Source organism: Paraburkholderia sp. BL6665CI2N2 (genome assembly GCF_004366535.1).
GTDB lineage: Bacteria > Pseudomonadota > Gammaproteobacteria > Burkholderiales > Burkholderiaceae > Paraburkholderia.
In genome coordinates this window covers 4,558,359-4,582,986 of sequence record NZ_SORC01000001.1, presented here as the reverse complement: position 1 = coordinate 4,582,986, position 24,628 = coordinate 4,558,359, and the positions used below count along the sequence as shown (strand labels likewise).

22 protein-coding genes and 2 tRNA genes are annotated in these 24,628 nt (G+C 65.0%); 8 read left to right on the top strand and 16 right to left on the bottom strand.

The window, feature by feature from the left end; genetic code table 11:
• Positions 1–334: 334 nt before the first annotated feature.
• Both B0G81_RS20405 and B0G81_RS20400 read right to left on the bottom strand, forming a co-directional pair.
• Positions 335–1,747: an MATE family efflux transporter gene (locus tag B0G81_RS20405; protein ID WP_134138143.1), complete on the bottom strand. Its 1,413-nt coding sequence runs from the start codon at positions 1,745–1,747 to the stop codon at positions 335–337.
• A 287-nt stretch (positions 1,748–2,034) separates the two neighbouring features.
• Positions 2,035–2,253, bottom strand: a complete 219-nt coding sequence (locus B0G81_RS20400) for an RNA-binding S4 domain-containing protein (RefSeq protein WP_011489423.1) — start codon at positions 2,251–2,253, stop codon at positions 2,035–2,037.
• Positions 2,254–2,568: 315 nt separating this feature from the next.
• On the opposite strand from B0G81_RS20400, the gene B0G81_RS20395 reads away from it, so the two are divergent.
• From B0G81_RS20395 to B0G81_RS20385, 3 genes are all read left to right on the top strand, one after another.
• Positions 2,569–3,015, top strand: coding sequence for a hypothetical protein (locus B0G81_RS20395; RefSeq protein ID WP_116117998.1), 447 nt, complete (start codon positions 2,569–2,571; stop codon positions 3,013–3,015).
• Between the two features lie 102 nt (positions 3,016–3,117).
• Positions 3,118–3,381: a hypothetical protein gene (locus tag B0G81_RS20390; protein ID WP_106283786.1), complete on the top strand. Its 264-nt coding sequence runs from the start codon at positions 3,118–3,120 to the stop codon at positions 3,379–3,381.
• Positions 3,382–3,616: 235 nt separating this feature from the next.
• The gene (locus B0G81_RS20385; RefSeq protein ID WP_134138142.1) at positions 3,617–5,770 is read left to right on the top strand and encodes an ATP-dependent helicase; all 2,154 of its coding nucleotides are present in this window, start codon (positions 3,617–3,619) and stop codon (positions 5,768–5,770) included.
• Positions 5,771–5,857: 87 nt separating this feature from the next.
• Here the strand turns inward: B0G81_RS20385 and B0G81_RS20380 are convergent, their stop codons facing one another.
• From B0G81_RS20380 to fdxA, 8 genes are all read right to left on the bottom strand, one after another.
• A complete protein-coding gene (locus B0G81_RS20380) occupies positions 5,858–6,631 on the bottom strand; it encodes a DUF4088 family protein (RefSeq protein ID WP_116117995.1) in 774 nt (257 codons plus the stop codon).
• Between the two features lie 284 nt (positions 6,632–6,915).
• Positions 6,916–7,239 carry an AzlD domain-containing protein gene (locus tag B0G81_RS20375; RefSeq protein ID WP_106283783.1) on the bottom strand — a complete coding sequence of 108 codons (324 nt, stop codon included), beginning with the start codon at positions 7,237–7,239 and terminating at the stop codon, positions 6,916–6,918.
• Complete coding sequence (locus tag B0G81_RS20370; RefSeq protein ID WP_134143179.1) at positions 7,236–7,997, bottom strand: AzlC family ABC transporter permease; 762 nt, start codon at positions 7,995–7,997, stop codon at positions 7,236–7,238. Before B0G81_RS20370 ends, B0G81_RS20375 begins: the two co-directional genes overlap by 4 nt.
• A 367-nt stretch (positions 7,998–8,364) precedes the next feature.
• Positions 8,365–9,195: an AraC family transcriptional regulator gene (locus tag B0G81_RS20365; protein ID WP_134138141.1), complete on the bottom strand. Its 831-nt coding sequence runs from the start codon at positions 9,193–9,195 to the stop codon at positions 8,365–8,367.
• Positions 9,196–9,293: 98 nt separating this feature from the next.
• Positions 9,294–9,770, bottom strand: coding sequence for a CreA family protein (locus B0G81_RS20360; RefSeq protein ID WP_116148296.1), 477 nt, complete (start codon positions 9,768–9,770; stop codon positions 9,294–9,296).
• Positions 9,771–9,960: 190 nt separating this feature from the next.
• Positions 9,961–10,036, bottom strand: a tRNA-Asn gene (locus B0G81_RS20355).
• Between the two features lie 62 nt (positions 10,037–10,098).
• A tRNA-Asn gene (locus tag B0G81_RS20350) sits at positions 10,099–10,174 on the bottom strand.
• Between the two features lie 117 nt (positions 10,175–10,291).
• Entirely contained in the window at positions 10,292–10,615 is a 324-nt protein-coding gene (fdxA, locus tag B0G81_RS20345; protein ID WP_064268471.1) for a ferredoxin FdxA, read from the bottom strand.
• Positions 10,616–10,914: 299 nt separating this feature from the next.
• Here fdxA and pncB point away from each other — a divergent pair, with 299 nt between their 5' ends.
• The 5 genes from pncB (at position 10,915) to rmuC (ending at position 16,897) form a co-directional block, all read left to right on the top strand.
• Entirely contained in the window at positions 10,915–12,111 is a 1,197-nt protein-coding gene (pncB, locus tag B0G81_RS20340; RefSeq protein WP_116117991.1) for a nicotinate phosphoribosyltransferase, read from the top strand.
• Between the two features lie 141 nt (positions 12,112–12,252).
• Positions 12,253–12,915, top strand: a complete 663-nt coding sequence (locus tag B0G81_RS20335) for a lactate utilization protein C (protein WP_134138140.1) — start codon at positions 12,253–12,255, stop codon at positions 12,913–12,915.
• Positions 12,916–12,989: 74 nt separating this feature from the next.
• The gene (locus tag B0G81_RS20330) at positions 12,990–14,420 is read left to right on the top strand and encodes a sodium:proton antiporter (RefSeq protein WP_134138139.1); all 1,431 of its coding nucleotides are present in this window, start codon (positions 12,990–12,992) and stop codon (positions 14,418–14,420) included.
• 42 nt (positions 14,421–14,462) lie between these two features.
• A complete protein-coding gene (locus B0G81_RS20325) occupies positions 14,463–15,452 on the top strand; it encodes a D-glycerate dehydrogenase (protein ID WP_134138138.1) in 990 nt (329 codons plus the stop codon).
• Positions 15,449–16,897 (top strand): DNA recombination protein RmuC, encoded by a 1,449-nt coding sequence (rmuC, locus tag B0G81_RS20320; RefSeq protein ID WP_134138137.1) that lies wholly within the window; start codon positions 15,449–15,451, stop codon positions 16,895–16,897. The genes B0G81_RS20325 and rmuC overlap by 4 nt, the downstream gene beginning before the upstream one ends.
• An 85-nt stretch (positions 16,898–16,982) precedes the next feature.
• Here the strand turns inward: rmuC and B0G81_RS20315 are convergent, their stop codons facing one another.
• From B0G81_RS20315 to B0G81_RS20290, 6 genes are all read right to left on the bottom strand, one after another.
• Positions 16,983–17,471 carry a GNAT family N-acetyltransferase gene (locus B0G81_RS20315; protein ID WP_134138136.1) on the bottom strand — a complete coding sequence of 163 codons (489 nt, stop codon included), beginning with the start codon at positions 17,469–17,471 and terminating at the stop codon, positions 16,983–16,985.
• Complete coding sequence (locus B0G81_RS20310; RefSeq protein WP_106283775.1) at positions 17,471–17,746, bottom strand: hypothetical protein; 276 nt, start codon at positions 17,744–17,746, stop codon at positions 17,471–17,473. Before B0G81_RS20310 ends, B0G81_RS20315 begins: the two co-directional genes overlap by 1 nt.
• 87 nt (positions 17,747–17,833) lie before the next feature.
• Positions 17,834–19,135: a gephyrin-like molybdotransferase Glp gene (glp, locus tag B0G81_RS20305; protein ID WP_134138135.1), complete on the bottom strand. Its 1,302-nt coding sequence runs from the start codon at positions 19,133–19,135 to the stop codon at positions 17,834–17,836.
• Between the two features lie 74 nt (positions 19,136–19,209).
• Positions 19,210–19,824 (bottom strand): molybdenum cofactor guanylyltransferase MobA, encoded by a 615-nt coding sequence (gene mobA, locus B0G81_RS20300; protein WP_134143178.1) that lies wholly within the window; start codon positions 19,822–19,824, stop codon positions 19,210–19,212.
• 10 nt (positions 19,825–19,834) lie between these two features.
• Complete coding sequence (gene moaA / locus B0G81_RS20295; RefSeq protein ID WP_106283773.1) at positions 19,835–20,944, bottom strand: GTP 3',8-cyclase MoaA; 1,110 nt, start codon at positions 20,942–20,944, stop codon at positions 19,835–19,837.
• 204 nt (positions 20,945–21,148) lie between these two features.
• On the bottom strand, positions 21,149–24,451 hold the full coding sequence (locus B0G81_RS20290) for an Rne/Rng family ribonuclease (protein WP_134138134.1): 3,303 nt from the start codon (positions 24,449–24,451) through the stop codon (positions 21,149–21,151).
• Positions 24,452–24,628: the final 177 nt, after the last annotated feature.

Genomic DNA, 24,628 nt, shown 5'->3' with positions numbered 1-24,628 from the left:
GATGGGCCTTCGGGCGGCGCTGGCCTTTTTGAGGCGCGCGAGCGGGTTTTTGGCGTGGGGCGCGGGTGCGCGTCTCTCAGCCGGAACACGATATTTTACCGTTCGCGGCGCATTGCACGTGCGTCTATGGTTGCACGTGCAACCAGGTGCGCACCGTTCCACCTGAGTCGGGCGGCGGCGTGCCGAGCGGGGCAGTACCGCGTTGCAGGTTAGGCTTCACGCGGATTTGGCCGACGACGGGCCGCGCGTTGTCCGATGGCGGCGCGGGTGTAACTTCGCGCGTGATTGATCCGCGACCCGCCGGGTCGGGCAACACGGCGCCTTTAACCCGGCGTCAAACGGGTTTGACCGGCGACCCGCCGGACGTTGCCGGCACGCGCCGCAGGCTCAGTTTGTGAAAGCGCAGCGTCATCAGCAGCGCGACGCTGGCGAGGCCGGCCGCTAACCCCCACCACAACCCGCGCGCGCCGAGGCCGAAGTGAAACGCCAGTGTGTAGCCGGTCGGAAAACCGATCACCCAGTAGCCGAAGGCGGCCGCGATCATCGGCACACGTGTGTCTTTCAAGCCGCGCAGACAGCCGGAGCCGACCGTCTGCATGCCATCGACAATCTGGAAGATTGCCGCCACGCCGAGCAGCGAGCTCGCGAGCTTGACCGTGGCCGCATTGGCCGGATCGTCGAGATGCAGATAGAGGCCGACGATCCAGTGCGGCGCGGCGATCAGCACGAGGCCGGACAGCGTCATGAAGGCGACGCCGAGCGCGAGCGCGACGAAACCGGCGTGGCGCGCGGCGAGCGGCTGGCCGGCCCCGGACCAGAAGCCGACGCGCACGTTGGCCGCCTGACCGATCGCGAGCGGCACCATGAAGGCCACCGAGGCCACATTCAGCGCGATCTGGTGCGCGGCCAGTTGCGACTCGCCGAGCAGGCCGACCATCAGGCCGGTGGCGAGAAACAGTGTCGACTCGACGCCGTAGGTGATCGCGACCGGCCAGCCGATGCCGAACAGTTCGCCCATCAGCGGCACGTTCGGCCGGGTAGCGACGACGAAATGGCGATAACGCGGGCGCAGGTGCAACAGCGCCATCAACACGAGCGCGCTCAGCCAGACGGTGATCGAGGTCGCGGCCGCCGAACCGAGAAAGCCGAGTCGCGGCAGGCCATAGGCGCCGTGGATCAGGCCGTAATTGAGAAAACCGTTCACGCCGACGCTCGCCAGCGACACCCACAAGAGCCGCTTCGCCGCGCCGATCGCCGGCAGGAACGAACGCATCAGGCCCACGCCGATCAGGCTGCCGAGCGCGCCCCAGCGCAGCACCGCCGCATATTCGCCAACGTTGTGCGCAAGCAGCGCGGGTTCGCCGAAGGCGAGCAGGACCGGCCCGGCGAACGAGAGCAGGAAGAACGCCGGCACCGACAGCAGCACCGACAGCACCAGGCCGGTCCAGTAGATGTGCGGCACGCGGCCTTCGTCCTGGGCGCCGCGTGCGTGCGACACGCTCACGCTGACCGAGGTCAACACGCCCTGCAGCAGCGTGACCACCACGAAAAACAGATTCGCGCCGAGGCCGCCGGCGGCGAGCGCGTCGGGGCCGAGCGAGCCGAGCAGGATCGTGTCGGTGACGCCCATCGCCATTTGCGAAAGCTGCGCGATGGCGAGCGGCGCGGCGAGCCGCGCGGTGTCCGCCGCATGGCGGGTCAGGGTCGGCGGCCGGGCGGCCACCCGGGTGATGCCGGATTGAGTCATGGAGCGCCTGGCGGCGGAAGTGGCGACAGCGCGACGGCGGGCGCGACGAACGCGCGAGCGGTGGCGAGGGCAGCGGCTCGATGAGCCTCGGCGGACGCTCGAGGCAGCCGCCGGCCGGTGTGTCAGCCGATTGTTGGTCTGTTGAAACTGACAGCTTATTGCTTAGGCGCGGCGATGTCGATGGAAGAGGCACGATTTTGGTGCGTGCGTTCCTCCGAGTTTTCGGACCGCGGGGTGACGGGCCCGTGTTTTAGCTCCGCTCATTAGCTCCGCCGGTTAGCGGTGTATCAGGCCTCGTGGACGGCAATCCGCGTGTCGCCGAGCAGGACGACCTGACCCGCGCGGATCTTGCACGTTTTACGCGTTTCAACCCGCCCGTCGACGGTGACCGCACCGTCCGCCACCATCATTTTTGCCGAGCCGCCGCTGTCCGCCAGCCCCGTTATCTTCAGGAGATTGTGCAGTTCGACGTAGTCGCCGGTGAGCGTGAAATCGAGGTTGGGCATGGCGTTTGCACCTTCAGGCAAAGGGTTCGCATCATAAGCCAGAAGCTTGCCCTGGATGAAGTTCGCGGTGTGCGCCGCCGTCATGTGAGCATCTGCAAGCAGATGTTATGCGTTTGTCAGAAAGTGAAACGTTCCGTAACGGTGGTCGTAAAACACGAACTCCACTCGTAAAGTGCAGGTCAGTAGGGAAAGCCTGCTCGATTTTTATCTGGCAGCGAGCAGACCGGGCGAGGACGCAGACCGCGCTCATGAGCGCTGAAATGCGCAGAGCCGGACCGGTCGCCCGCGTCACAAAAACCTTAGAGAGGATTAGCCATGACCCAGATTCGTACGCTTCTGATCGGTACCGCCTTCACGGCCCTTGCTTCCACAGCCGCGTTCGCACAGACCGCGCAACCGGCAGCGGGCGCGGAAGGCCAGCCGCAGGTTCAGATGCAAGTCAATGACGCGGCGCCCGCCGCGCAGGGCGTGCAGCCGGTGACGCCGGCGCCGACGCGTCTGACGGCGTCGGGCTCAACCGACCCGCTGGTGCAGAAGCGCGACGCCAACGCGAAGGCTAATGCCGAGTATCGCGCGTCGAAGAAGGCATCCAAGGCGGAGCTGAAGGATCAGCAGAAGGCCGCCAAGCTTCAGTACAAGGAGCAGGTGCGCGACGCCAAGATCAATCAGAAGGCGGATAAGCAGACCGCCAATAACGAAATGAAGATGAACATGCAAGGCCAGACGGGCGACCAGTCGGACGGCGCCGACGTCAAGCATTGAGGCTGAGTTTCGACCGAGCGGCGCGGCGGCGCGGTTCGCCGCCACGGCCGCTGCGTTACCGGACTGCTGAGTCCGGGCATCTCGTTTCAACGGAGGTATCGCATGAGCATCGCAAATTCCACGAAGACCACGCTTGTCGCCGCGTTGATCGCGGGCTGCCTGTCGTCCGCTGCATTCGCGCAGGCTAGCGATCCGGCCGCGGCGCCGGTCACCCACGCCGACAAGAAGGCAGCCAAGGAACAATCGAAGGCGGACAAGAAAGCGTCCGTCGCGCAGGCCAAGGCCGACAAGAAGAAGACCGATGCGCAGGCCGACGCCGATAAGGCCGCTGCCGACGCAAACGTCAAGGACGCGAAGAAGCAATAGCAGACTTCGCGCCTCAGGCCGACGCGGGGCGCGCGGACGTCTCGATGTCGTGCCTGCGAAAAATGGCCCGTGCACACTCGTGCGACGGGCCATTTTTTGTGCTCGTATTCGCCCGCGCGGCCCACATGAAATGCAGACCTCGCATCCGGCTAAAAAAGGGTCGCTTGTCGGCGTGGGTTGTATGGATATACAGTATGCGTCGCCGCTCTGAATCCATCCAACGCCTAAAACAATCGTGCTTCCAGTCGCCGAACCTGCGCCTTCCTCGCCGTCCCCGACGTCGCCGACTTCCGACACCGCCGCCTGGCTGGCGAAGCTCAACGACGCGCAGCGCGAAGCCGTCGACTACGGCGCCGACACGCCCGCCGCACCGCCCGGCGCGCTGCTGGTGATTGCCGGCGCCGGCTCCGGCAAGACCAATACGCTTGCGCACCGGGTCGCCAATCTGGTGGTGAAGGGCGCCGATCCGCGCCGCATCCTGCTGCTGACCTTTTCGCGCCGCGCGGCGCTCGAAATGACCCGGCGCGTCACGCGCATCGCCGGCGCGGCGCTCGGTTCGCGAGCCGCGCTCGCGCAAGGGCTGACGTGGTCGGGTACGTTCCATAGCGTCGGCGCGCGGTTGTTGCGCGAATACGCGGATCTGATCGGTCTTGCGCCGGCCTTCACGATCAACGACCGCGAGGATTCCGCCGATCTCATGAACCTCGTGCGCCACGAACTCGGGCTGTCGGCGAAAGAGCGGCGTTTCCCGGCCAAGGGCACGTGCTTTGCCATTTACTCGCGCGTCGTGAACACCGGCGCGTCGCTCGGCCAGGTGCTGGACAAGGCGTTTCCGTGGTGCCGCGAATGGGAGGCCGATCTGCGCATGCTGTTCGCGTCTTACGTTGAAGCGAAGCAGAAGCAGAGCGTGCTCGACTACGACGACCTGCTGCTCTACTGGTCGCACATGGCCGCCGAGCCGGCCATTGCCGCCGACCTGTCGGGACGCTTCGATCACGTGCTGGTCGACGAATACCAGGACACCAATCGTCTGCAGGCGTCGATCCTGCTCGCGTTGAAACCGGACGGCCGCGGCCTGACCGTGGTCGGCGACGACGCCCAGTCGATCTATTCGTTTCGCGGCGCGACCGTGCGCAACATTCTCGATTTCCCCGCGCATTTCGACCCGCCGGCCAAACAGGTCACGCTGGAGCGCAATTACCGCTCGAGCGCGCCGATCCTGGCGGCGTCGAACGCGGTGATCGAATTGGCCAGCGAGCGCTACACGAAGAATCTGTGGACCGACAAGGCCTCCGCTCAGCGCCCGCGTCTGGTGACCGTCGCCGATGAGGCGGATCAGGCGCGCTACATCGTCGAGCAGGTGCTGGAAGCGCGCGAGCAGGGCATGAAGCTCAAGTCGCAAGCGGTGCTGTTCCGCGCCGCGCACCACAGCGCCGCGCTGGAGATCGAACTGACCCGGCGCAACATTCCGTTCGTGAAGTTCGGCGGGCTGAAGTTTCTCGACTCGGTGCACGTGAAAGACGTGCTTGCCGTGCTGCGTTGGGCGGAAAATCCGCGTGATCGCGTGGCCGGGTTTCGCGTCGTGCAGTTACTGCCGGGCGTGGGACCGGCTACCGCGGCAAAGGTGCTCGACGAGGTCGTCGCGCGCGCGGGCAGCGGCAACCCCGCCGACACCGCCGGCGGCGCGCTGGCGGCCTTCGCCGCGCCGGCTCGGGCGCAGGAAGACTGGCATCCGTTCGTCAAGCTGATGTCGAGCGTGTACGGGCGCCAGACACCGTGGCCCGCCGAGTTCGAAATGGTGCGTCGCTGGTATGAGCCGCATCTCGAGCGCAATCACGAGGACGCGGCGATCCGTCACGCGGACGTGTTGCAGATGGAGAGCATCGCGGGCACGTATCCGTCGCGTGAACGGTTTCTGACCGAGTTGACGCTTGATCCGCCCGACGCCACCAGCGACAAATCCGGCGTGCCGCTGATCGACGAGGACTACCTGATCCTGTCCACCATCCATTCGGCAAAAGGGCAGGAGTGGCGCAACGTGTTCATGCTGAACGGCGTGGACGGCTGCATTCCGTCCGATCTCGGCACCGGCAGCGAGGAGGAAATCGACGAGGAGCGCCGTCTGCTGTATGTGGCGATGACGCGCGCGAAAGAGGACTTGCATATCGTCGTGCCGCAGCGCTTTTACGTGCACAACCAGACGCACATGGGCGATCGTCACGTGTGGGCCTCGCGCACGCGCTTCATTCCGGCGCATCTGATGCCATTGTTCGATGCCTATGCGTGGCCGCGCGTCCCGGTTCCGAGCGCGCCCACGGCGGCCGGGCTGGCCGCGGCGGCGCAGGCGAAGATCGAGATCGGCGCGAAACTCAGGAAGATGTGGGATTGAGAGCGCGGCGAAGAGCTTTAATGCTGCGCATCTGATGCCGCCGTTGGCTACCGGCGGCTCACCGGTAGCTTCCTGGGCTCTTTAGCCTCAGCGCGGCTGCGACTGCCGCTGCTGTTGCTGCGGCGCCGGACGCGGCGGCACGAAGAAATTACGCAGCCAGGCTGCCATCCGCGAAAACACGTCGTACGGCTCTTCCACGAAGATTTCCGGCTTGAGCAGGCGCAGGAACTCCATGATCTGCTGCGCTTCCTGCTTCTGGAACGAGCCGTGCGAAATACCCAGCCGCAGCAGCCCGCGCAGTTCGCCGAGCTTTTCACGCGCGGTGCTGCCCACGCTGGTTTCGCACGCCACCTTGGCCTCGTAGACACGCTGACGCAGCGATTCCACCAGCCGCCACGCCGGCGTCTGCATGACTTCCTCGAGCGCCTGAATGTCTTGCGCCGCGCTCTTGATCTGCGCCGCGAGCGGGTCGATCAGCACGGCGTCGCCTTCCGCTTCCTTGACGATGGCCGCCGCCCAGTCGCGGCACTGCTTGGCGAGTTCCTCCGGCGTCCATTCCGAGCGGGCCGCGAAGCCGAAGCCGAACTCGCCCGCCTGCCGCATCAGAATCGCGACGACATCCGGAAACTCCTTGTCCAGTGTGCGTTTCGCCCAGGCGTACTGGCCGCCCTGCAACATCCGCTGAACCGCGTGTTCGGTCAGCGGCACCATGTTGTCGAGCAGCTTGGCGCGCAAAAAATCCTCAAACGACGGCGTCGCGAACTGCGGATCGAGCTTCAGCGATACCCGCAGGAAAGCGTCGAAATCCTTGCGCAGCGTCGCGATGGTCTCGTCTTTGAGCGTGAGGGTGATTTGACCCATGTGTTATCCCGTTTGGTCCTGCCGCGCGGCCTCGCCACGCCGCCTGGCCGCGCGGGCCTTGGGAGACGCGGCGTTCGATGCCGGCGCGCTTGATTCCTGCCTGATGCCGCACAACCAGCGGGACGTATCCCGACGAGCGGACCTCGACTGCATAACGGCGGATCGGCGGGAAACTTAAGGGAGCGCGGGGCGGGGGCGCCCGCTTTAGAGGGAAGCGTCGCCTGGCTTGCGCGGGTGTGGCGCGAGCCGGCCGACGCTGTTGCTGCCTTGAAAGCGGCGTGGGTCTATTTCAGCACGACGCATTGCCAGACAAAAAAGACCGTCAGCCCGACGGCGATGGTCAGCAGCGGCCGCCGCGTCAACGCGCTGACGAGCACCGCGGCCAGCGCGCCGACCAGCTGCGGATTGCGCCAGGTCAGCTCGGCGTCGCCGCCGTGCGGCGCAACCGCCATCGGCACGATGATCGCAGTCAGCACGGTGACCGGCACGAAGCCGAGCGCCGTGCGCACCAGCGGCGGAAATACCAGCCGGTCGCCGAGCACGAAGACGGCGGCGCGAATCACCCACGTGATCGCCGCCATGCCGAGAATCAGGACGACGTAGTTCATCGCGATGCCTCCGCGGTTTTGCCGTTGCCGCGCAGGTTGGCCCGCGACGTCGACAGCAGGACGCCGATCGCCACGCCCGCGAACACGGCGCCAAGCAAACCGAGCTTGTAAGGCCACGCCTGCCAGAAGAAGGCCAGCATGCCCGAGGTGACGGCCGCCGCGATATAGCGCAGCGCGACGAGTTGCGGCACGACGATCGCGATGAACGTGGCGACCATGGCGAAATCGAGGCCGAGCGATTGCAGGCCGGGGAAAGCCGCGCCGAACAGCAGGCCGCCGACGGTCCAGAGCTGCCAGTTCAGATACATGGCCAAGCCGGCGCCGAAGAAGTAGTGCGGGCCGACCGTGCCGGGCTCCCGATGCCGGTAGTGTTCCCACGCGACGGCGAAGACTTCGTCCGTGAGCAGCGCGCCGAGCGCCCAGCGCCAGCGTGCCGGCAGATGCGCGACGTGCGGCGCGAGCGTGGCGCTGTACAGCACATGGCGCAGATTGACGACGAGCGTGGTCGCCCAGACGACGGCAAAACTCGCGTGTCCGGCAATCAGGCCGAGCGCGATGAACTGCGCGGAGCCGGCGAACACGACGAGCGACATCAACTGGCCATGCCAAAGATGCAGCGGGCCGGATGCGACGAGCGTGCCGAAAATGACGCCGAAAGGCGCCGCGCCGACCATCATCGGGATGATGTCGCGCGCGCCGGCGGTGAACTCTTTGAAATGGCCTGGGTTTGTGGGCCGGCCTGCGGTGGGATGGGTCAATCTGGCCTCCTTGATTCGGGAAGCATAGCGGCGGTGGCTGGGCGGGGCTTGTACGTTCTTGCGGATGGGCAATGGTTCGATGCGGCGGCGCGCGCGCCACGGCATGTCATGCCGCCGGAATGAGCAAATAAGATGGCGCGCCGGGTCGCCAGTAATGTAGACGCTGGCATCGTGTCTGTCGGTTGGATTGGTCAGGCCGCAGCGTATAGGCGGCAACCGTTCGCGTACTGGCGAGCACATGGGGTGGTCGAGGCAGCCGGGCAGGCAGGCCGTGGGAAAGAGTACGCACTTGCGCCTTGCGGTGCGGCTGGACTGCTTGAGGCAGCAGGACGCGCAGCTCGCCGGCAACGCACGCACCCGCGCCGCGTCAGACGCCCTGCCAGCGCCCGGGCGGCACGCCGAACATGCGCCGGAAGTGTCGCGTGAAGTGGCTCTGGTCCGTGAAACCGCTGGCGGCGGCGACCTCCGTGACAGAAACTCCCGCGCGCAGTGGCGCGAGCGCGCGCTGCAAGCGCACCTGATTGCGCCACGCGTGGGGCGGCAGGCCGGTCGTCTGGGCGAAAAGACGCGCCGCGTGAAATGGCGAGAGTCCCGCCACCTGCGCGACTTCAGCGAGCGTAACGGGCTCGACGAGGTCGCCTGTCAGGCGCTCCTGCATGAGCGTCACGCGAGCGTCGTCGGTGGGGAGGCGCGAACGCGCGGGTTGGGTTTGCGCGTAACGCACCAGCAGCGTGGACAAGGCGTCGAGCATGGCGGCTTCGGCGGCGAGCGCGTCGTCGCCCGCCTCCAGCAGACGATGCGCATGCGCCAGCCGAGCGGCCAGATCCGGATCGCGGATCACACCCGGCGCAAACCACGGCAACGCCTGAGGCCTGCCGCTGACCTCATTGGCAAGGGCGTGGATGAAATCCACCGGCGCATACATCACGCGATACCGCCAACCCGCCTCGACCGCCTTCGAGCCGGTGTGCAACTCGCCGGGATTGATGATCGGTACGCTGCCGGCTTCGGCGACGTAGTCGGAGCCGAGATACCGATACCCCTCGGCGCCCGCCACGATCACCGGAATCGTGTACGCATCGTGCCAATGCGGCGTGAACTCGTGATCGTGATATTCGGCCGTGAGCAGGTCCGCGCCGGGTAGAAGCGGCGTGCGCCAGTAGCGGGCGGAATCCTGGAAACGATGGGCGGCGGTCACGATGAAATTCCAGCTGGGCCGGTCAGTGTAGCGCGTCGCGACCCTGCCGCGTCACGCGCTGACGTGCCGGCCGACTGCGTTTTGCCGTAGGGCGGCGTTCACTTGACCGGGATCGTTGTTCCGGCCGGCATCGGCACGGCGCTCACACTATTCTTTGCGCTGCCGCTGACCACCCGGTCGCTGTAGGTGAGATACACCAGCGAGTTGCGCTTCGCGTCGACCACCCGTACCACATGCAGCGACTTGAAGATGAACGACATGCTCACCGAGAACACGTCGGCCTGTTTCTTCACCGGGCCCGTGAAGTGAATTTCGCCGACCTGGCGACAGGCGATCGACGCCTCGGTGGGATCTTCGGCGATGCCGAGCGTACCTTTGACGCCGCCGGTACGCGCCCGCGACACGTAGCAGGTCACGCCCTGAACCGCTGGATCGTCATAGGCCTCGACGACCACGCGGTCGGAGCCCGTGACGCGGAAATTGGTATTGACGCTGCCGACTTCTTCGCCATGCGCCGAAGGCAGCAGGAGGGCGGCGGCCGCCGCAAGCGAGATGCGCAACAAAGTGGGTTTCATGGAATGTGCTTGCTGGAAATTGAGCGCCTGGGTTGGGCGCGGGGCGTGCGCCGGGAATTGCCATCGTATAACGGCCGGCAGTCTCGGGCGACGCGAGCGGGGGATCGACCAGGTCAGGGTGACGCGGTTCGGCGGCGTGCGGCGCGCAAAAAGAAAAAGGCCCGCACGAATGCGGGCCTTCCAAATTTTTTGGCTCCTCGACCTGGGCTCGAACCAGGGACCTACGGATTAACAGTCCGGCGCTCTACCGACTGAGCTATCGAGGAACAGCAGTACAACTTAACCTACATAAAAAAGCCCGTCTTGGTTAACGGGCTTTTGCAATTCTTGGCTCCTCGACCTGGGCTCGAACCAGGGACCTACGGATTAACAGTCCGGCGCTCTACCGACTGAGCTATCGAGGAACAGAACAACAAACAGCAGAGAAACGAAATTGTAGGAGCAGCTTAAGCGCCTGTCAATACCTTGTGTTCATCTCGATTTCATTCGAATCCGGCGATGCACGCCACAGGCAGCGAGGCTCAGCGTACGAGCAGCTCAAGCTTTTCCTTCACGTCCTTGAACTCGTCCGCTTCCGGCAGCGGCGCCTTGGTCTTGGTGATGCTCGGCCAGTTCTTCGCGAGATCGGCATTCAGTTCGATGAAGTTCTGCTGGTCGCCCGGCACGTCTTCTTCGGCATAAATGGCGTTCACCGGGCACTCGGCCACGCACACGGCGCAGTCGATGCATTCATCGGGGTCGATCGCGAGGAAGTTGGGACCTTCGCGAAAGCAGTCCACCGGGCACACATCGACACAGTCGGTATAGCGGCACTTGATGCAGCTTTCGGTCACAACGTGAGTCATTCAGGCAGCTCCTGCATGCGGTATCTGGGGAGGCGGAAACGCCAAAAGCGCTATTGTATCGTAACGTCAAGAGGCGCATGCGGCATCGCGCGACACCGTTTATACGTTTTCGTGATTAGTTTATGGCGTGCGCCGCATGGCTCCCTTGAGCGCCCGGCGCGAGCGTCTGGCGGCGCGCTGAATGCCGACGCATTCGGGTAACATGCGTCAGGTCGGTACGCACGGGGCGTGCCGTCGCGCATGGGTGAGTCGGCTTTCGTGGCAGGCCTTCCGTTTTCCGCAGTCCAGTTCGCACCATCATGATTATTACTTCGCTGCTCGACACCGATCTGTACAAGTTCACGATGATGCAAGTGGTGTTGCATCACTTTCCCGCGGCGAACGTGGAGTATCGCTTCCGCTGCCGTACGCCGAATGTCGATCTCGTGCCGTACATCGGCGAAATTCGCGACGAAGTGCGCAAGCTCTGCCAGCTGCGCTTTACCGACGACGAGCTCGACTACCTGCGGCGCATGCGCTTCATCAAGGGCGACTTCATCGAGTTTCTCGCGCTGTTCCATCTGAACGAAAAATACATTTCGATCGAAGCGTCGCCCAAGGGCAATGGCGAAATCGATATCGAGATCAAGGGGCCGTGGCTGCATACGATCCTGTTCGAGATTCCGATGCTCGCGATCGTCAATGAAGTCTACTTCCGCAACACCCAGCAAATGCCGGACTACAGCGAAGGGCGCGGGCGCCTCGTCGACAAGATTCAACTGCTCGGCGCGCGTCCGGAATTCGCCGACTGCAAGATCGCCGACTACGGCACACGGCGCCGCTTCTCGAAGCAATGGCACGAGGAAGTGATCCTTAAGCTCAAGGAAGGCCTCGGCGAGCAGTTCGCCGGCACCAGCAACGTGTTCTACGCAATGAAGCACAGCCTCACGCCGCTCGGCACGATGGCGCACGAATACCTGCAGGCGTGCCAGGCGCTTGGCCCGCGGCTGCGCGACTCGCAGATCTTCGGCTTCGAAATGTGGGCCAAGGAATACCGCGGCGACCTGGGCATCGCGCTCTCCGACGTGTACGGCATGGAGGCGTTCCTGCGCGACTTCGACATGTACTTCTGCAAGCTGTTCGACGGCGCGCGCCACGATTCCGGCGATCCGTTCGACTGGGGCGAACGCCTGCTCAAGCACTACGAAGCGAACCGCTGCGACCCGCGCACCAAGATCCTCGTGTTCTCCGACGCGCTCGACATTCCCAAAGTCCTGCAACTCTACGAGCGCTTCCGCGGCCGCTGCAAGCTGGCTTTCGGCGTGGGCACGAATCTGACCAACGACCTTGGCTACAACCCGCTGCAGATCGTCATCAAGATGGTTCGCTGCAACGGTCAGCCGGTGGCGAAGCTGTCGGACTCGCCGGGCAAGAACATGTGCGAAGACAAGGCTTACCTCGCTTACCTGCGCCAGGTGTTCGGCATTGCGCAGCCAGAGGAAGAGGCGGCGAAGTAACGCGGTTCATCGCTAGCTGCCGGTAGCTTATGCCGCGCGTGCGATGCGCGGCAATAGACCGTTCGGCCAGGGTGTTCGCGCGCAGGGTGGCCGGTATAATTCTCGCCATATCGCACGGCTGTCGACACGAGGATTTCGCACATGGACACATCGATTGCACGCCGCAACATCCTGGCGCGCATCCGCGCGGCGCAAGGGCGTGAGCCCGAGCCGTCCGCTTCCGAGCGCGAGGCCGCCGCGGACTATCTCGCGCGTCATCCTGCCGGCCCGCGTCCGGACATGCCTGCCGACCTCGTTGCGCGCTTCATCGACGAAGCACAAAAAATGGCGACCACGGTGGACTCGGTTGAAGCACTGAGCGACGTGCCGGCCGCGGCGCACCGCTACCTCACGCAGCATGCGTTGCCGCTGCAGGCCATCGCGTGGCAAACGCTGCAAGATCTGCATTGGGCCGAAGCCGGCCTCACCGTCGAGTTTCGCAAGCCGCAAGACGGCGACGTGGTCGGTCTCACCGGCTGCTTCTGCGCGACCGCCGAGACCGGCACGCTGGTGCTGCTGTCGGGGCCGGAAACTTATGCTTCGGCTGGTCTGCTGCCGGAAACGCACATTGCGATCGTGCCGGCTTCGCGCATCGTCTCAGGTCACGAAGAGGCGTTCGTACTGATCCGCAAGGAACGTGGCGAACTGCCGCGTGCGGTCAACTTCGTCTCCGGGCCTTCGCGTACCGGCGATATCGAACAGACCATCGTGCTCGGCGCGCATGGGCCGTACCGGGTGCACGTGATCGTCGTGCAGGGCGCCTGAGCAGCAAGCGCGCCCGTGCATCAGGACGCATGCTCCGCTGTGCGGCCTTAGGCAATAACAAGGACTTCAAATCTATGAAACAACGTGCCGCCTGGACGGGCATGGGGTTCGCGGCTGCATTGACGCTGGGTGGCTGGCCGCAGTTGGCATCTGCCGCAACGCTCGACGGCGCGGCTTTGTCGGCGCTGTGGGGGCTGCCGTTCGCGGGCGTGCTGCTGTCGATCACGGTATTTCCCTTGATCGCGCCGGCGTTCTGGCATCACCATTTCGGCAAGATTGCGGCGGCGTGGGCGCTTGTGTTTCTCGTGCCGTTCGCCGTCAACTACGGTAGCAGCGTCGCATTCGGCACGCTCGTGCATGCGCTGCTCGAAGAATACATACCGTTCATCGTGTTGCTGACGGCGCTCTATACCGTGGCGGGCGGCGTCTGCGTACGCGGCAATCTGCATGGCACGCCGCGGCTGAACGCGGCGATCCTCGCGCTCGGCACCTTGCTCGCCAGCATCATGGGCACGACGGGCGCGGCGATGCTGCTGATTCGCCCGCTGCTGCGCGCCAACGACAATCGCAAGCACGTCGTTCACGTGGTCGTGTTTTTTATCTTCCTCGTGGCCAACGCGGGAGGGTCGCTTTCGCCGCTGGGTGACCCGCCGCTCTTTCTCGGCTTTCTGCAGGGCGTGAGTTTCTTCTGGACCACCGTGCATCTCGCGCTGCCGATGCTGTTCGTCTGCGGTGTGCTGCTGATCGCGTTCTATGCGCTGGACTCATACTACTTTCATCGGCGCGAGGAAGAGCGTTCGCTTTTTCTCGATCCGACACCGGACACGCCGCCACTCGGCATAGACGGCAAAATCAATTTCGTGTTGCTGGCCGTGGTGATCGCGCTCGTGCTGATGAGCGGGCTGTGGAAACCGGGCGTGGAGTTCGACGTGTTCGGTACGCACGTGGCTTTGCAGAGTGCCGTGCGCGATGCCGCGCTGATCGTCGTCACTCTGCTCTCGCTGGCGCTCACGCCGCGCGCGGCTCGCGCGGGCAACGACTTCAACTGGGCGCCGATCGAAGAAGTGGCCAAACTGTTCGCCGGCATCTTCGTGACGATCGCGCCGGTCATCACGATTCTGCGCGCCGGCGAGGCGGGCGCGTTCGCGGGCATCGTTCATCTGGTCAAAGACGCCTCGGGCCAGCCGCACGATCTGATGTACTTCTGGGCGACCGGCCTGCTATCTTCGTTTCTCGACAACGCGCCGACTTACCTCGTGTTCTTCAACCTGGCCGGCGGCGACGCGCAGACGCTGATGACCACCGGCGCCACCACGCTCGCGGCTATCTCGGCGGGCGCGGTGTTCATGGGCGCGAACACGTATATCGGCAATGCGCCGAACTTCATGGTGAAGGCCATCGCGGAATCTCGCGGCGTTCGCATGCCGGGTTTTTTCGCGTATATGGGCTGGTCAGCCGCCGTGTTGTTGCCGCTTTTCCTGGTCACAGGCTGGCTCTTTTTTTGACGCCGAGGCAATCGAACTCGACGCGCTTTACGGAGAATTGCAATGCAGAAGATCCTCGTCGCCCGGCCGATTTTTCCCGATGTGATCGAACGGCTCAAACAGTATTTCGACGTCGACTGGAATCAGGGCGACGTGTTGCCCGCCGACGAACTGAAACTTCGTCTCGCGGATAAAGACGGCGCGCTGACCGCGGGCGATCCGGTCGGCGCCGCCGAACTCGCCGCGGCGCCGCGTCTGCGCGTGGTGTCGAATATGGCGGTGGGCTACAACAACTTCGACATGGCAGCCTTCAACGCGGCCAACGTGCTCGGCACCAATACGCCGGACGTGCTCAACGAATCGACCGCGGACTTCGGCTGGGCGCTGATGATGGCGGCGGCGCGGCGCATCACCGAATCGGAGCACTGGCTGCGCGCGGGCCAGTGGCAGAAGTGGGCGTACGACGCGTTTCTCGGCAGCGATCTGCACGGCTCGACGCTCGGCGTGATCGGCATGGGCCGTATCGGCCAGGCGCTCGCGCGTCGTGCGAAAGGTTTCAACATGCAGGTGATTTATCACAACCGTTCGCGCGTGGCGCCCGAGATCGAAGCCGAGCTGAACGCGGAGTACGCATCGAAGCAGGATCTGTTGCGGCGCGCCGATCACGTCGTGCTCGTGCTGCCGTACACGAAGGAGAACCATCACACGATCGGCGCGGCAGAACTCGCGCTGATGAAGCCGAGCGCGACGCTCACCAATATCGCGCGCGGCGGTATCGTCGACGACGCGGCGCTCGTCGAAGCGTTGCGCTCGAAGCAGATTGCCGCCGCCGGTCTCGATGTGTTCGAAGGCGAGCCGAATCTGAATCAGGATCTGCTTAGCGTGCCGAATGTCGTGCTCACGCCGCACATTGCCAGCGCCACTGAAGCCACGCGGCGCGCCATGGCGAATCTCGCCGCTGACAACCTGATCGCAGGCCTGGGCGAAGGTCCGCGCGCGGGGCGGCCGCCGAATCCGGTCAACCCCGAGGTCATCGGCAAGGCGCGTTCATGACAATGTATCTGGTGGCGGCCGTTGCCGTGCTGGCGGTCGCGTTGGTTATTGCTCTGGTTTTGCTGATGCGTGCTCATGGCCGGGCCGAGGACAACGAGCAGTTCGAGTTGCTCAACGAACGCATGGACGCCACGGCCGACGCGCAAGCGCACGCCTACGAGCGGCTCGAGCGGCAACTGCGCAACGACATCACCGAGACGGCGCGCGTGTCGCGTACCGAACAGAGCAGCGGCTTCGCGCATTTTCAGCAGACGCTGGCCGCGCAGTTCAGCAGCATGACGACGGTGCAGGGCGGCAAGATCGACGGTTTCGCCCAGCAGCTCGACGCCGTGCGCCACAGTCTGCAGGCGCAGGCCCAGCAGGCGCGCGACGAGCAGGGCCGCTCGCTCAAGCAGTTCGGCGACACGCTGAGCCTGCAGTTGGGGCAACTCACCGAGGCGAACGACCGCCGCTTTGCCGAAGTGCGCGCGACCATCGAGCAGCGGCTCAAGGATATCGAGGCGAACAACTCGCTCAAGCTCGACGAAATGCGCCGCACTGTCGACGAAAAATTGCACGCTACGCTTGAACAGCGTTTGGGCGAGTCGTTCAAGCTGGTGTCGGACCGGCTCGAACAGGTGCACCGCGGACTGGGCGAGATGCAGACGCTGGCCGCCGGCGTCGGCGATCTGAAAAAGGTTCTCACGAATGTGAAGACGCGCGGCACGTGGGGTGAAGTGCAGCTCGAAGCGTTGCTCGAACAACTGCTCACCGCCGACCAGTACGCGAAGAACATTGCGACGGTGCCGAAAAGCACGGAGCGCGTCGAGTTCGCGATCAAGCTGCCGGGACGCGCGGAGCAGGGCGCTGCGGCCACACCGGTGTGGCTGCCGATCGATGCCAAATTTCCGCGTGAAGACTACGAGCGTCTGATCGAAGCGCAGGAGCGCGCCGATCCGGTCGCGGTGGAGGACGCATCGCGTGCGCTCGAAGCGCGGATTCGTGCCGAGGCGCGCATGATCGCGCAGAAGTACGTGTCGCCGCCGCACACCACCGACTTCGCGCTGCTGTTTCTGCCGACCGAAGGGTTATATGCGGAAGTATTGCGCCGGCCGGGCTTGACGGACCTGTTGCAACGCGACTATCGCGTGACGATTGCGGGGCCGACCACGCTGACCGCCTTGCTCAATAGTTTGCAGATGGGTTTCCGCACGCTCGCGATCGAGAAGCGATCGAGCGAGGTATGGCAGGTGCTCGGCGCGGTGAAAACGGAGTTCGGCAAATTCGGCGATGTGCTGGCCAAGACGAAGGCGCAACTGGAGACGGTGACGCGCTCCATTGAAGCGGCGGAAACGCGCACGCGCGTCATGAGCCGCCGATTGCGCGACGTCGAGGCGTTGCCGGGCGAAGAGGCGAGCGGGTTGCTCGGCGATGCGCTGTCGGGTGTAGATCCCGACGAGCAGTGACGGATGCTGCTAGCGGTGGGGTAGTCGCGGCGGCGCGGCAAACTGGCTCCGCGAAAAGCAACGCAAGAACACGTCCGGCACTCGCTCAGGCGCCTGCGCCCGCCGCCAGCTGTTCCAGCGCCTCACCTGTCAGACGCACCACACGCCAATCCGGCATGACAGTCGCGCCCAACTTTTCATAGAAGCTGATGGCCTGCTGGTTCCAGTCCAGCACAGTCCATTCGAACCGCCCGCATTGTCGTTCCACCGCCAATGCGGCAAGACGCTGCAACAACGCGGTGCCAAGACCGCTACCGCGTTGCGAGGGTTGCACGTAGACGTCTTCGAGATACAGTCCGCGCTTGCCGACGAAGCTCGAGTAATTGTGGAAGAACAGTGCATAGCCGACGATGCGGCCTTCGTTTTCCGCCACCAATGCCTCGATTGAAGGCCGCGCCCCGAATAGCGCGTCGCGCAAGCCATCTTCGGTCGCCACGAACACATGCGTGAGACTTTCGAACTGCGCGAGTTCGTACGTCAGCGCGAAGATGGCGCCGGTGTCCGCGGACGTGGCGGCGCGGATCGTCGCGGGCATTACGCCTCTTCCGGTGCGTCGGTCAGATGGATTTCAATGCCGCCGAAGCGCGACGCCACCCAGTTATACGCATGGCATGCGATCCACAGCAGGATGAAACCGAGAATCGCATTCAGCAGCAGCGCGCTGAACACCGTGCTCAGTTCTACCGAGCCATAGCGCACGAACGCGACCAGCACGCCCAGCAGCACGATCGGCACCGAAAACGTCAGGTACACGAGGATGAGTGCTTTGGCCGTCTGTCCCGGTGCAATGAACGAGATCTGTTTTTTCATGTAAGTCAAACCCGTGTGTCGTAGTAGTAATGGGTAAAGCAGCAAATGAGCGCCGGCGGGTGCGTTGCCTCTGCCCCGCGTCAGCCGTCAGATGAGTCCGTCGAACAGCATGATGGCGACGCGCTCACCTTCGGCGATCTCGCCTTCATCGTGCCCGAGCACGATGAAGCAATTAGCTTCGCTCATCGAACTCAGCACGCCGGAGCTCTGCGAACCGGTCGGCGTGACGTGCCATTGTCCATGCGGGTCCTGCTCGGCCAGACCGCGCTGGAACTCGGTGCGTCCGGCGCGTTTGCGGATGGCCCGCCGACTCATGGCGTGAATGACCGGCAGCGGTTGCGGCGTGGCGCCCGACATCAGCAGCAGCACTTCGCGCACGATCTGATAGAACGCCACCATCACGGCGACCGGATTGCCCGGCAAACCGAAGAATAACGCGGGACGCCCGACACCCGGCCGCTCGCCGGACCAGACGCGGCCGAAGGCGAGCGGTCGGCCCGGGCGCATGGCGAGACTCCAGAACGCGACGTCGCCAAAAGTTTGCAGCAGTTGCCTGGTGAAATCCGCTTCGCCGACCGAGACGCCGCCCGAGGTCAGCACCACGTCGGCATTCGCCGCGGCGCTGCGCAAGGCGTCTTCCATCGCGGCGGGTTCGTCGCGCACTACGCCGAGGTCGAGTGTGTCGATATTCAGGCGCCGCAGCATGGCGAACAGCGTGTAGCGGTTGCTGTCGTACACGCAGCCTGGATCGAGCGGCTCGCCGAGCGAGCGCAATTCGTCGCCGGTCGAGAAGAAAGCGACGCGCAAACGCCGCCTGACATTGACTTCGCCGATACCGAGCGAGGCCAGCAAGCCGAGGTCCGACGCACGCATGATGCGGCCCGATCGCAGCGCGGCATGGCCGCGCGCGAGGTCTTCGCCGGCGAGGCGCCGATTTGCGCCGGCCGTTACTGCATTGGCCGCAAAGCGAATGGAAACGGAATCGGCGCCGCGCTCGACGAGCTCTTGCGGAACGACCGTATCGCAGTCGGCCGGCATGCAGGCGCCGGTCATCACGCGCACGCATTGCGAGGCCTCGACGCGGCCGGCGAACGGATGCCCGGCCAGCGCCTTGCCGACGATCGCCAATTCGACCGTGGCGGCGCCCGTGGCGAGTGCCGCGCGATTGAACGCGTAGCCGTCCATGGCGGAATTGTCGTGCGAGGGGACGTCGATTGGCGACACGATATCGGCCGCGAGCACGCGGTCGAGCGCGTCGCGCAAGGCCACGCGTTCAATGGCCGTGACCGGCGCGGCCCACTGGCGAACAATTGCCTGTGCGGCCGGGACAGGCAGCGCGTGAGGATCGTACTGCGCGACGCAGCGGGAAAATTCGTTAGGCGTGGTCATGAAGAGCTGAGCGTCGCGACCGGCGGCGGGAGCGGCGGTTGCCGTGCGGCCGGAGCGGGATTTCAACCGTGGCCTCAATCACGCTGGAGGTCGGCGAGTTCCTGTAGCGAATTGATATTGTAAAACGCGCGCTCGTCGGTAAAGACGACTTCCACCGTCTTGTGGCGCGCGTACCACGCGCGCACTTTGCGCTCGCCGGCTTCGAGGAAGGCCGAGAGATCGTCGGCGAGACTCGTGCGCAGAAGCGCGAAGACCGGATGCAAGGACGTTTGGCCGTGCGCGTCGATGGTGGTGACCGTGGCGATGTCGGCCCCGTTCGAGTCCAGCGCGTGCGCGAGGCGTTCGGCCAGGTCGGCGGGCAGCCACGGTGAGTCGCAGGGAGCGCTGAGTAGATAATCGCCACCGGCTGCGCGTAAGCCGGCGAGCAAGCCTGCCAGCGGGCCCGGAAAGTCGGCCAGCGTGTCCGCCACTACCGTGGCGTCGAACGGCGCACCGAGCGCGCTGTAGGCCTCAGGGTGACGATTGGCGCTGATCAGCAGGGCGCCGGTTTGCGGCGCGAGGCGCTTGAGCACATGGGCGGCGAGCGGCTCGCCATGCAGCATTTGCAGCCCCTTATCGGCGCCGCCCATGCGCATGCCGCGGCCCCCCGCAAGCAACAGTCCGGTGATGTGGTCGCGCGTCGGCTTCACGTGCCGCCGCTCAGCCGCCGATGTACGACATCTCGACGCGGCGGCCATCGCGCACGAGCGACTCGGCGGCGTTGCTGCCGCGCAGTTGCGAATAGCGGTCGCCGCGCTCCTGCCAGATTTCGGCGATGGCGGTGGCGATGTCGGCGTCGCTCGCGCCATTGCGCACCAGCGCGCGCAGGTCGTGCCCCGACGAGGCGAACAGGCACAGGTAGAGCTTGCCTTCGGTCGACAGACGCGCTCGCGTGCAACTGCCGCAAAACGCGCGCGTCACACTCGAAATCACACCGATCTCGCCGCCGCCGTCGACGTAGCCCCAGCGCTGCGCGGTCTCGGCGGCGCTGTGCGCTTCGAGCGGCGCAAGCGGGAAGTGTTCGGCGATGCGCGTCACGACGTCGGCGGACGGCAGCACTTCCGTCATGTTCCAGCCGTTCGACGTGCCCACGTCCATGTATTCGATGAAGCGCAGCACCGCGCCCGAGCCTTTGAAGTGACGCGCCATCGGCACGATTTCGCTGTCGTTGGTGCCGCGCTTGACGACCATGTTGACCTTGACCGGCGCGAGGCCCACCGCGTGCGCCGCGGCAATGCCGTCCAGCACGTCGCCGACGGCGAAGTCCGCGTCGTTCATGCGGCGGAACAGCGTGTCGTCGAGCGCGTCGAGGCTCACCGTGACGCGGGTCAAACCGGCGTCTTTCAGGCTGCGCGCCTTGCGTTCCAGCAGCGAACCGTTGGTGGTCAGCGTCAGATCGAGCGGACGGCCCGCCGGCGTGGTCAGCTGCGCGAGGCGTTCGATCAGGAATTCCAGATTCTTACGCAATAGCGGTTCGCCGCCCGTCAGACGGATTTTCTCGACGCCGTGCGCGACGAACAGTCGCGCTAGCCGCTCAATTTCCTCGAAGCTCAGCAAGGCGCTGTGCGGCAAAAACGTGTAGTCCTTGTCGAACACAGCGCGAGGCATGCAATAGACGCACCGGAAATTGCAGCGATCCGTGACCGAAATGCGCAGGTCGCGCAGCGGCCGCGCAAGCGTGTCGTGCAGCGCGCCGCTGGGCGTCTGCACGGGGCCGGCAATGACCGGCACGGCGCTGAGATCGGCAACAGGGATGATGCGTCGGGACATGAATTGCTTCGATGAATGCGTCGGTTTGTGCTTGAAATTAGAGCTAGATATTCATTCTATCGGAAATGCTTCAGGCGGCAGGGGTACCCCAGGCCGTGTCGGGGTATACGGGGAGTGGCTTATCGCGGCGCGTTCGAGCTGCGGCGCGCGCCCATAAAAAAAGCCCGCCGGTGAGGGCGGGCTTTTTGAGTGCGGCGGGGCGGCTTACTGCGGGTGGCCGCCTGTTTCCACCTGTTGCATCGGCGCGCTGTCGAGCGGCGGCAGCGGTTTGCGTTCGCGCACCACACGAGCCGGCTTGACGGTCTGCGCAGCAGCCTCCTGAGCCGCGCGCAGCTTGTCGGCGTCGGTGTTCACCCAGACGAGGCCGGCTTGTTCCAGCACCGGCTGCAGGGCTTCCGCCGACACAGCGGCCTGACGCGGCGCTTGCTGCGTAGCTTGCGGTGCGACGGCAACGGGCGCCGGTTCGATCGCTGCCGATTCGGCTGCCGGTGCTACCGCTGCCACGACCGGCTGCGGTTCGACAATCTCAGCCTGCGGTGCAGGTTGAACAGCAGGCGCTTGGACCACCACAGCGGGAGCCGCGGTTTCGACCGGAGCCGGAGCAGCGGCTTGCGCTTCGACAACCGGCGCAACTGCCGGCGCTTCAACTTGCGCTTGAGCCGGGGCTTGGGCACGTGCGACCGGTTCGACCAGCGAAACCGTTTCGCTAGCGGCCGGCGCAGCTTGCGCTGCTTCGACCGGCTCCGCAGCGGCTTGCGCCACCGGCGTTTCGGCGACCGGCTCGACGGCGGCCGGCGCAACCGGCGCTTGCGCGACCGGTACCACCGTTTCCGTCTTCGCAGCCTTTTCGACGGCCAGAGCCGGTGTTTCGCTTACGGCGTGTAGCTCGGTTACCACGACGGTTTCCGTTGCGACAGCAGCGACCACCACTTCCACCGGCGTCACGTCCTTAGCCTCGACAACTTCCGGCTTGCGTTCGACCGGCTGATGCGCCGTGCGCACCGGCGCTTCGTCGGTTGCGCTCGCGTTGTCGCCTTCAGCTTCCGCGACGTCCGCCGCCAGATTGCCGTTCACGTCCTCTTCACGCTCACGACGGCCACCGCGACGGCCGCGACGGCGACGACGGCGCTCTTCGCCTTCACGCGCCACTGCTTCCTGATCGATCGGCGCGCCGTTTTCGCCCAGAGCGGTCTGGTTTTGCACCAAGTCTTCCGCCGTTTGCGCTTCGCTTTGCGTCAATGCGTCCGCGGTTTCTCCTTGCGGCTTGCGGCGTTCGCCACGTTCAGCCCGCTCGCCACGCTCACGGCGCTCGCCGCGTTCCGGACGTTCGCCACGCGGTGCGGCTTCCGCCGTTTCCGCGCGCTCGGTGCCGCGATTGTCGCGATCACGGTTTTCACGATCCTCGCGTGGCTCACGGGCCTCGCGTGCCTCGCGCGGTTCACGGCCTTCGCGGGCTTCACGCGGCTCACGATTGCCGCGCGGTTCGCGCGCTTCACGTGCTTCGCGCGGCTCGCGGCCCTCGCGTGCTTGCACCTCACGGCCTTCACGCGGCTCGCGCTCTTCACGGCGTTGCGACGGCTGTTGACCTTGGCCTTGACGGCCGCCGGTCGTGCCTTCGCCACGGCCCGCTGCGTCGCGAGTGCCTGTGCCGGTACGGCGATTACGGTTGCGATCGCCGCCGCGTTCGCCGGTGCGCTCACCGCGCTCCGTGCGTTCGCCGCGTTGCGGACGTGCCTGCTTGTCAGCCGGCGCCGGTGCGACAGGCGCCGGAGCGGCGGGCTGCACGCCGAACAGATTCTTCAACCAGCCGATGAAGCCGCCGCTTGCCGGCGTGACCGCGACCGGAGCCGGGGCGGCGACCGGGCGAACCGGCGCGCTCGGCGCCGGCTTTTCAGGCGTGATGCCCTTGACCGCCGCTTCCTGCTTCGGCTTCACTTCTTCGGTGCGCTTGCTGTAACCGGTTTCCGATTCCAGTTCGCGGGCCGCTTCTTCGGCCATCTTCCACGAAGCGCGCGGATCGTCGAGGCGCGCGTCGTCGTGACGCAGACGTTCGAGTTTGTAATGCGGCGTATCGAGGTGCTTGTTCGGGATCAGCACGACGTTGACCTTGAAACGCGATTCGATCTTGTTGATCTCGGCGCGCTTTTCGTTCAACAGGAAGGCGGTCACTTCGACCGGCACCTGGCAATGGATTGCCGCGGTGTTTTCCTTCATCGCTTCTTCCTGAATGATCCGCAGCACTTGCAGTGCGGACGATTCGGTATCGCGGATATGACCCGTGCCGTTACAGCGCGGGCAGGTCACGTGGCTGCCTTCCGAGAGGGCCGGACGCAGACGCTGACGCGACAGTTCCATCAGGCCGAAACGCGAAATCTTGCCCATCTGGACGCGCGCCCGGTCGTGCTTGAGCGCGTCTTTCAGGCGCTGCTCGACTTCGCGCTGGCTCTTGGCCGATTCCATGTCGATAAAGTCGATCACGATCAGGCCGCCCAGGTCGCGCAGACGCAGCTGGCGGGCGACTTCGTCCGCGGCTTCGAGGTTGGTGCGCGCGGCCGTTTCCTCGATGTCGGCGCCCTTGGTGGCGCGTGCCGAGTTCACGTCGATCGCGACCAGCGCTTCGGTGTGGTCGATCACGATCGCGCCGCCCGAGGGCAGCGGCACGGTGCGTGAGTACGCCGTCTCGATCTGGTGTTCGATCTGGAAGCGCGAGAAGAGCGGCACGTCGTCGTGATACCGCTTCACCTTGCTGACATTATCCGGCATCACGATGTCCATGAAGGCGCGGGCCTGGTCATGGATTTCGGTGGTGTCGATCAGAATTTCGCCGATGTCCGGCTGGAAGTAATCGCGGATCGCGCGGATCACGAGGCTCGATTCGAGATAGATCAGCATCGGCTGACCGCTCGAACCGCTTTGCGACGCGGCTTCGATCGCGCGCCACAGTTGCATCAGGTAGTTCAAGTCCCACTGCAGTTCTTCGGCACTGCGGCCAATGCCGGCCGTGCGCGCGATGATGCTCATGCCTTCCGGCAATTGCAGCTGCGCCATGGTTTCGCGCAGTTCCTGCCGGTCGTCGCCTTCGATCCGGCGCGACACGCCGCCGCCGCGCGGATTGTTCGGCATCAGGACCAGATAGCGGCCGGCGAGCGAGATGAACGTGGTGAGGGCCGCGCCCTTGTTGCCGCGTTCTTCTTTTTCGACCTGAACGATCAGTTCCTGGCCTTCACGCAGTGCGTCCTGGATACGCGCGGAGCGCATGTCGACGCCGTCGCGGAAATACTGGCGGGCGACTTCCTTGAACGGCAGGAAGCCGTGGCGGTCTTCGCCGTAGTTGACGAAACAGGCTTCGAGCGACGGCTCGATGCGGGTGATGATGCCCTTGTAAATGTTGCCTTTGCGCTGTTCGCGCCCGGCGGTTTCGATGTCGATATCGATGAGTTTTTGCCCATCGACGATGGCGACGCGCAGTTCTTCCTGCTGCGTCGCGTTGAACAACATTCGTTTCATTGAACGGCTCCAGAGCGGCTTAGCCTGCCCCTCCGCCGCGCGGTTGTCAGTCGCGAGGGCGAAGCGGGCAGCGGCATGCCGCGCCTTATTGTGTTTTCACAAGCACGCTGGAGCGGGAAAGCTGGTGGGAGAATTGCCTGAGAGGGCCCGGCCCATAAAATGGACACGGTGCCGCAG

Bases quoted from the DNA above. Each gene is read 5' to 3' on its own strand.
- B0G81_RS20405 (WP_134138143.1), bottom strand. From the start codon at position 1,747: ATGACTCAATCCGGCATCACCCGGGTGGCCGCCCGGCCGCCGACCCTG.
- B0G81_RS20400 (WP_011489423.1), bottom strand. From the start codon at position 2,253: ATGCCCAACCTCGATTTCACGCTCACCGGCGACTACGTCGAACTGCAC.
- B0G81_RS20395 (WP_116117998.1), top strand. From the start codon at position 2,569: ATGACCCAGATTCGTACGCTTCTGATCGGTACCGCCTTCACGGCCCTT.
- B0G81_RS20390 (WP_106283786.1), top strand. From the start codon at position 3,118: ATGAGCATCGCAAATTCCACGAAGACCACGCTTGTCGCCGCGTTGATC.
- B0G81_RS20380 (WP_116117995.1), bottom strand. From the start codon at position 6,631: ATGGGTCAAATCACCCTCACGCTCAAAGACGAGACCATCGCGACGCTG.
- B0G81_RS20375 (WP_106283783.1), bottom strand. From the start codon at position 7,239: ATGAACTACGTCGTCCTGATTCTCGGCATGGCGGCGATCACGTGGGTG.
- B0G81_RS20360 (WP_116148296.1), bottom strand. From the start codon at position 9,770: ATGAAACCCACTTTGTTGCGCATCTCGCTTGCGGCGGCCGCCGCCCTC.
- fdxA (WP_064268471.1), bottom strand. From the start codon at position 10,615: ATGACTCACGTTGTGACCGAAAGCTGCATCAAGTGCCGCTATACCGAC.
- pncB (WP_116117991.1), top strand. From the start codon at position 10,915: ATGATTATTACTTCGCTGCTCGACACCGATCTGTACAAGTTCACGATG.
- B0G81_RS20335 (WP_134138140.1), top strand. From the start codon at position 12,253: ATGGACACATCGATTGCACGCCGCAACATCCTGGCGCGCATCCGCGCG.
- B0G81_RS20330 (WP_134138139.1), top strand. From the start codon at position 12,990: ATGAAACAACGTGCCGCCTGGACGGGCATGGGGTTCGCGGCTGCATTG.
- B0G81_RS20325 (WP_134138138.1), top strand. From the start codon at position 14,463: ATGCAGAAGATCCTCGTCGCCCGGCCGATTTTTCCCGATGTGATCGAA.
- rmuC (WP_134138137.1), top strand. From the start codon at position 15,449: ATGACAATGTATCTGGTGGCGGCCGTTGCCGTGCTGGCGGTCGCGTTG.
- B0G81_RS20315 (WP_134138136.1), bottom strand. From the start codon at position 17,471: ATGCCCGCGACGATCCGCGCCGCCACGTCCGCGGACACCGGCGCCATC.
- B0G81_RS20310 (WP_106283775.1), bottom strand. From the start codon at position 17,746: ATGAAAAAACAGATCTCGTTCATTGCACCGGGACAGACGGCCAAAGCA.
- glp (WP_134138135.1), bottom strand. From the start codon at position 19,135: ATGACCACGCCTAACGAATTTTCCCGCTGCGTCGCGCAGTACGATCCT.
- moaA (WP_106283773.1), bottom strand. From the start codon at position 20,944: ATGTCCCGACGCATCATCCCTGTTGCCGATCTCAGCGCCGTGCCGGTC.
- B0G81_RS20290 (WP_134138134.1), bottom strand. From the start codon at position 24,451: ATGAAACGAATGTTGTTCAACGCGACGCAGCAGGAAGAACTGCGCGTC.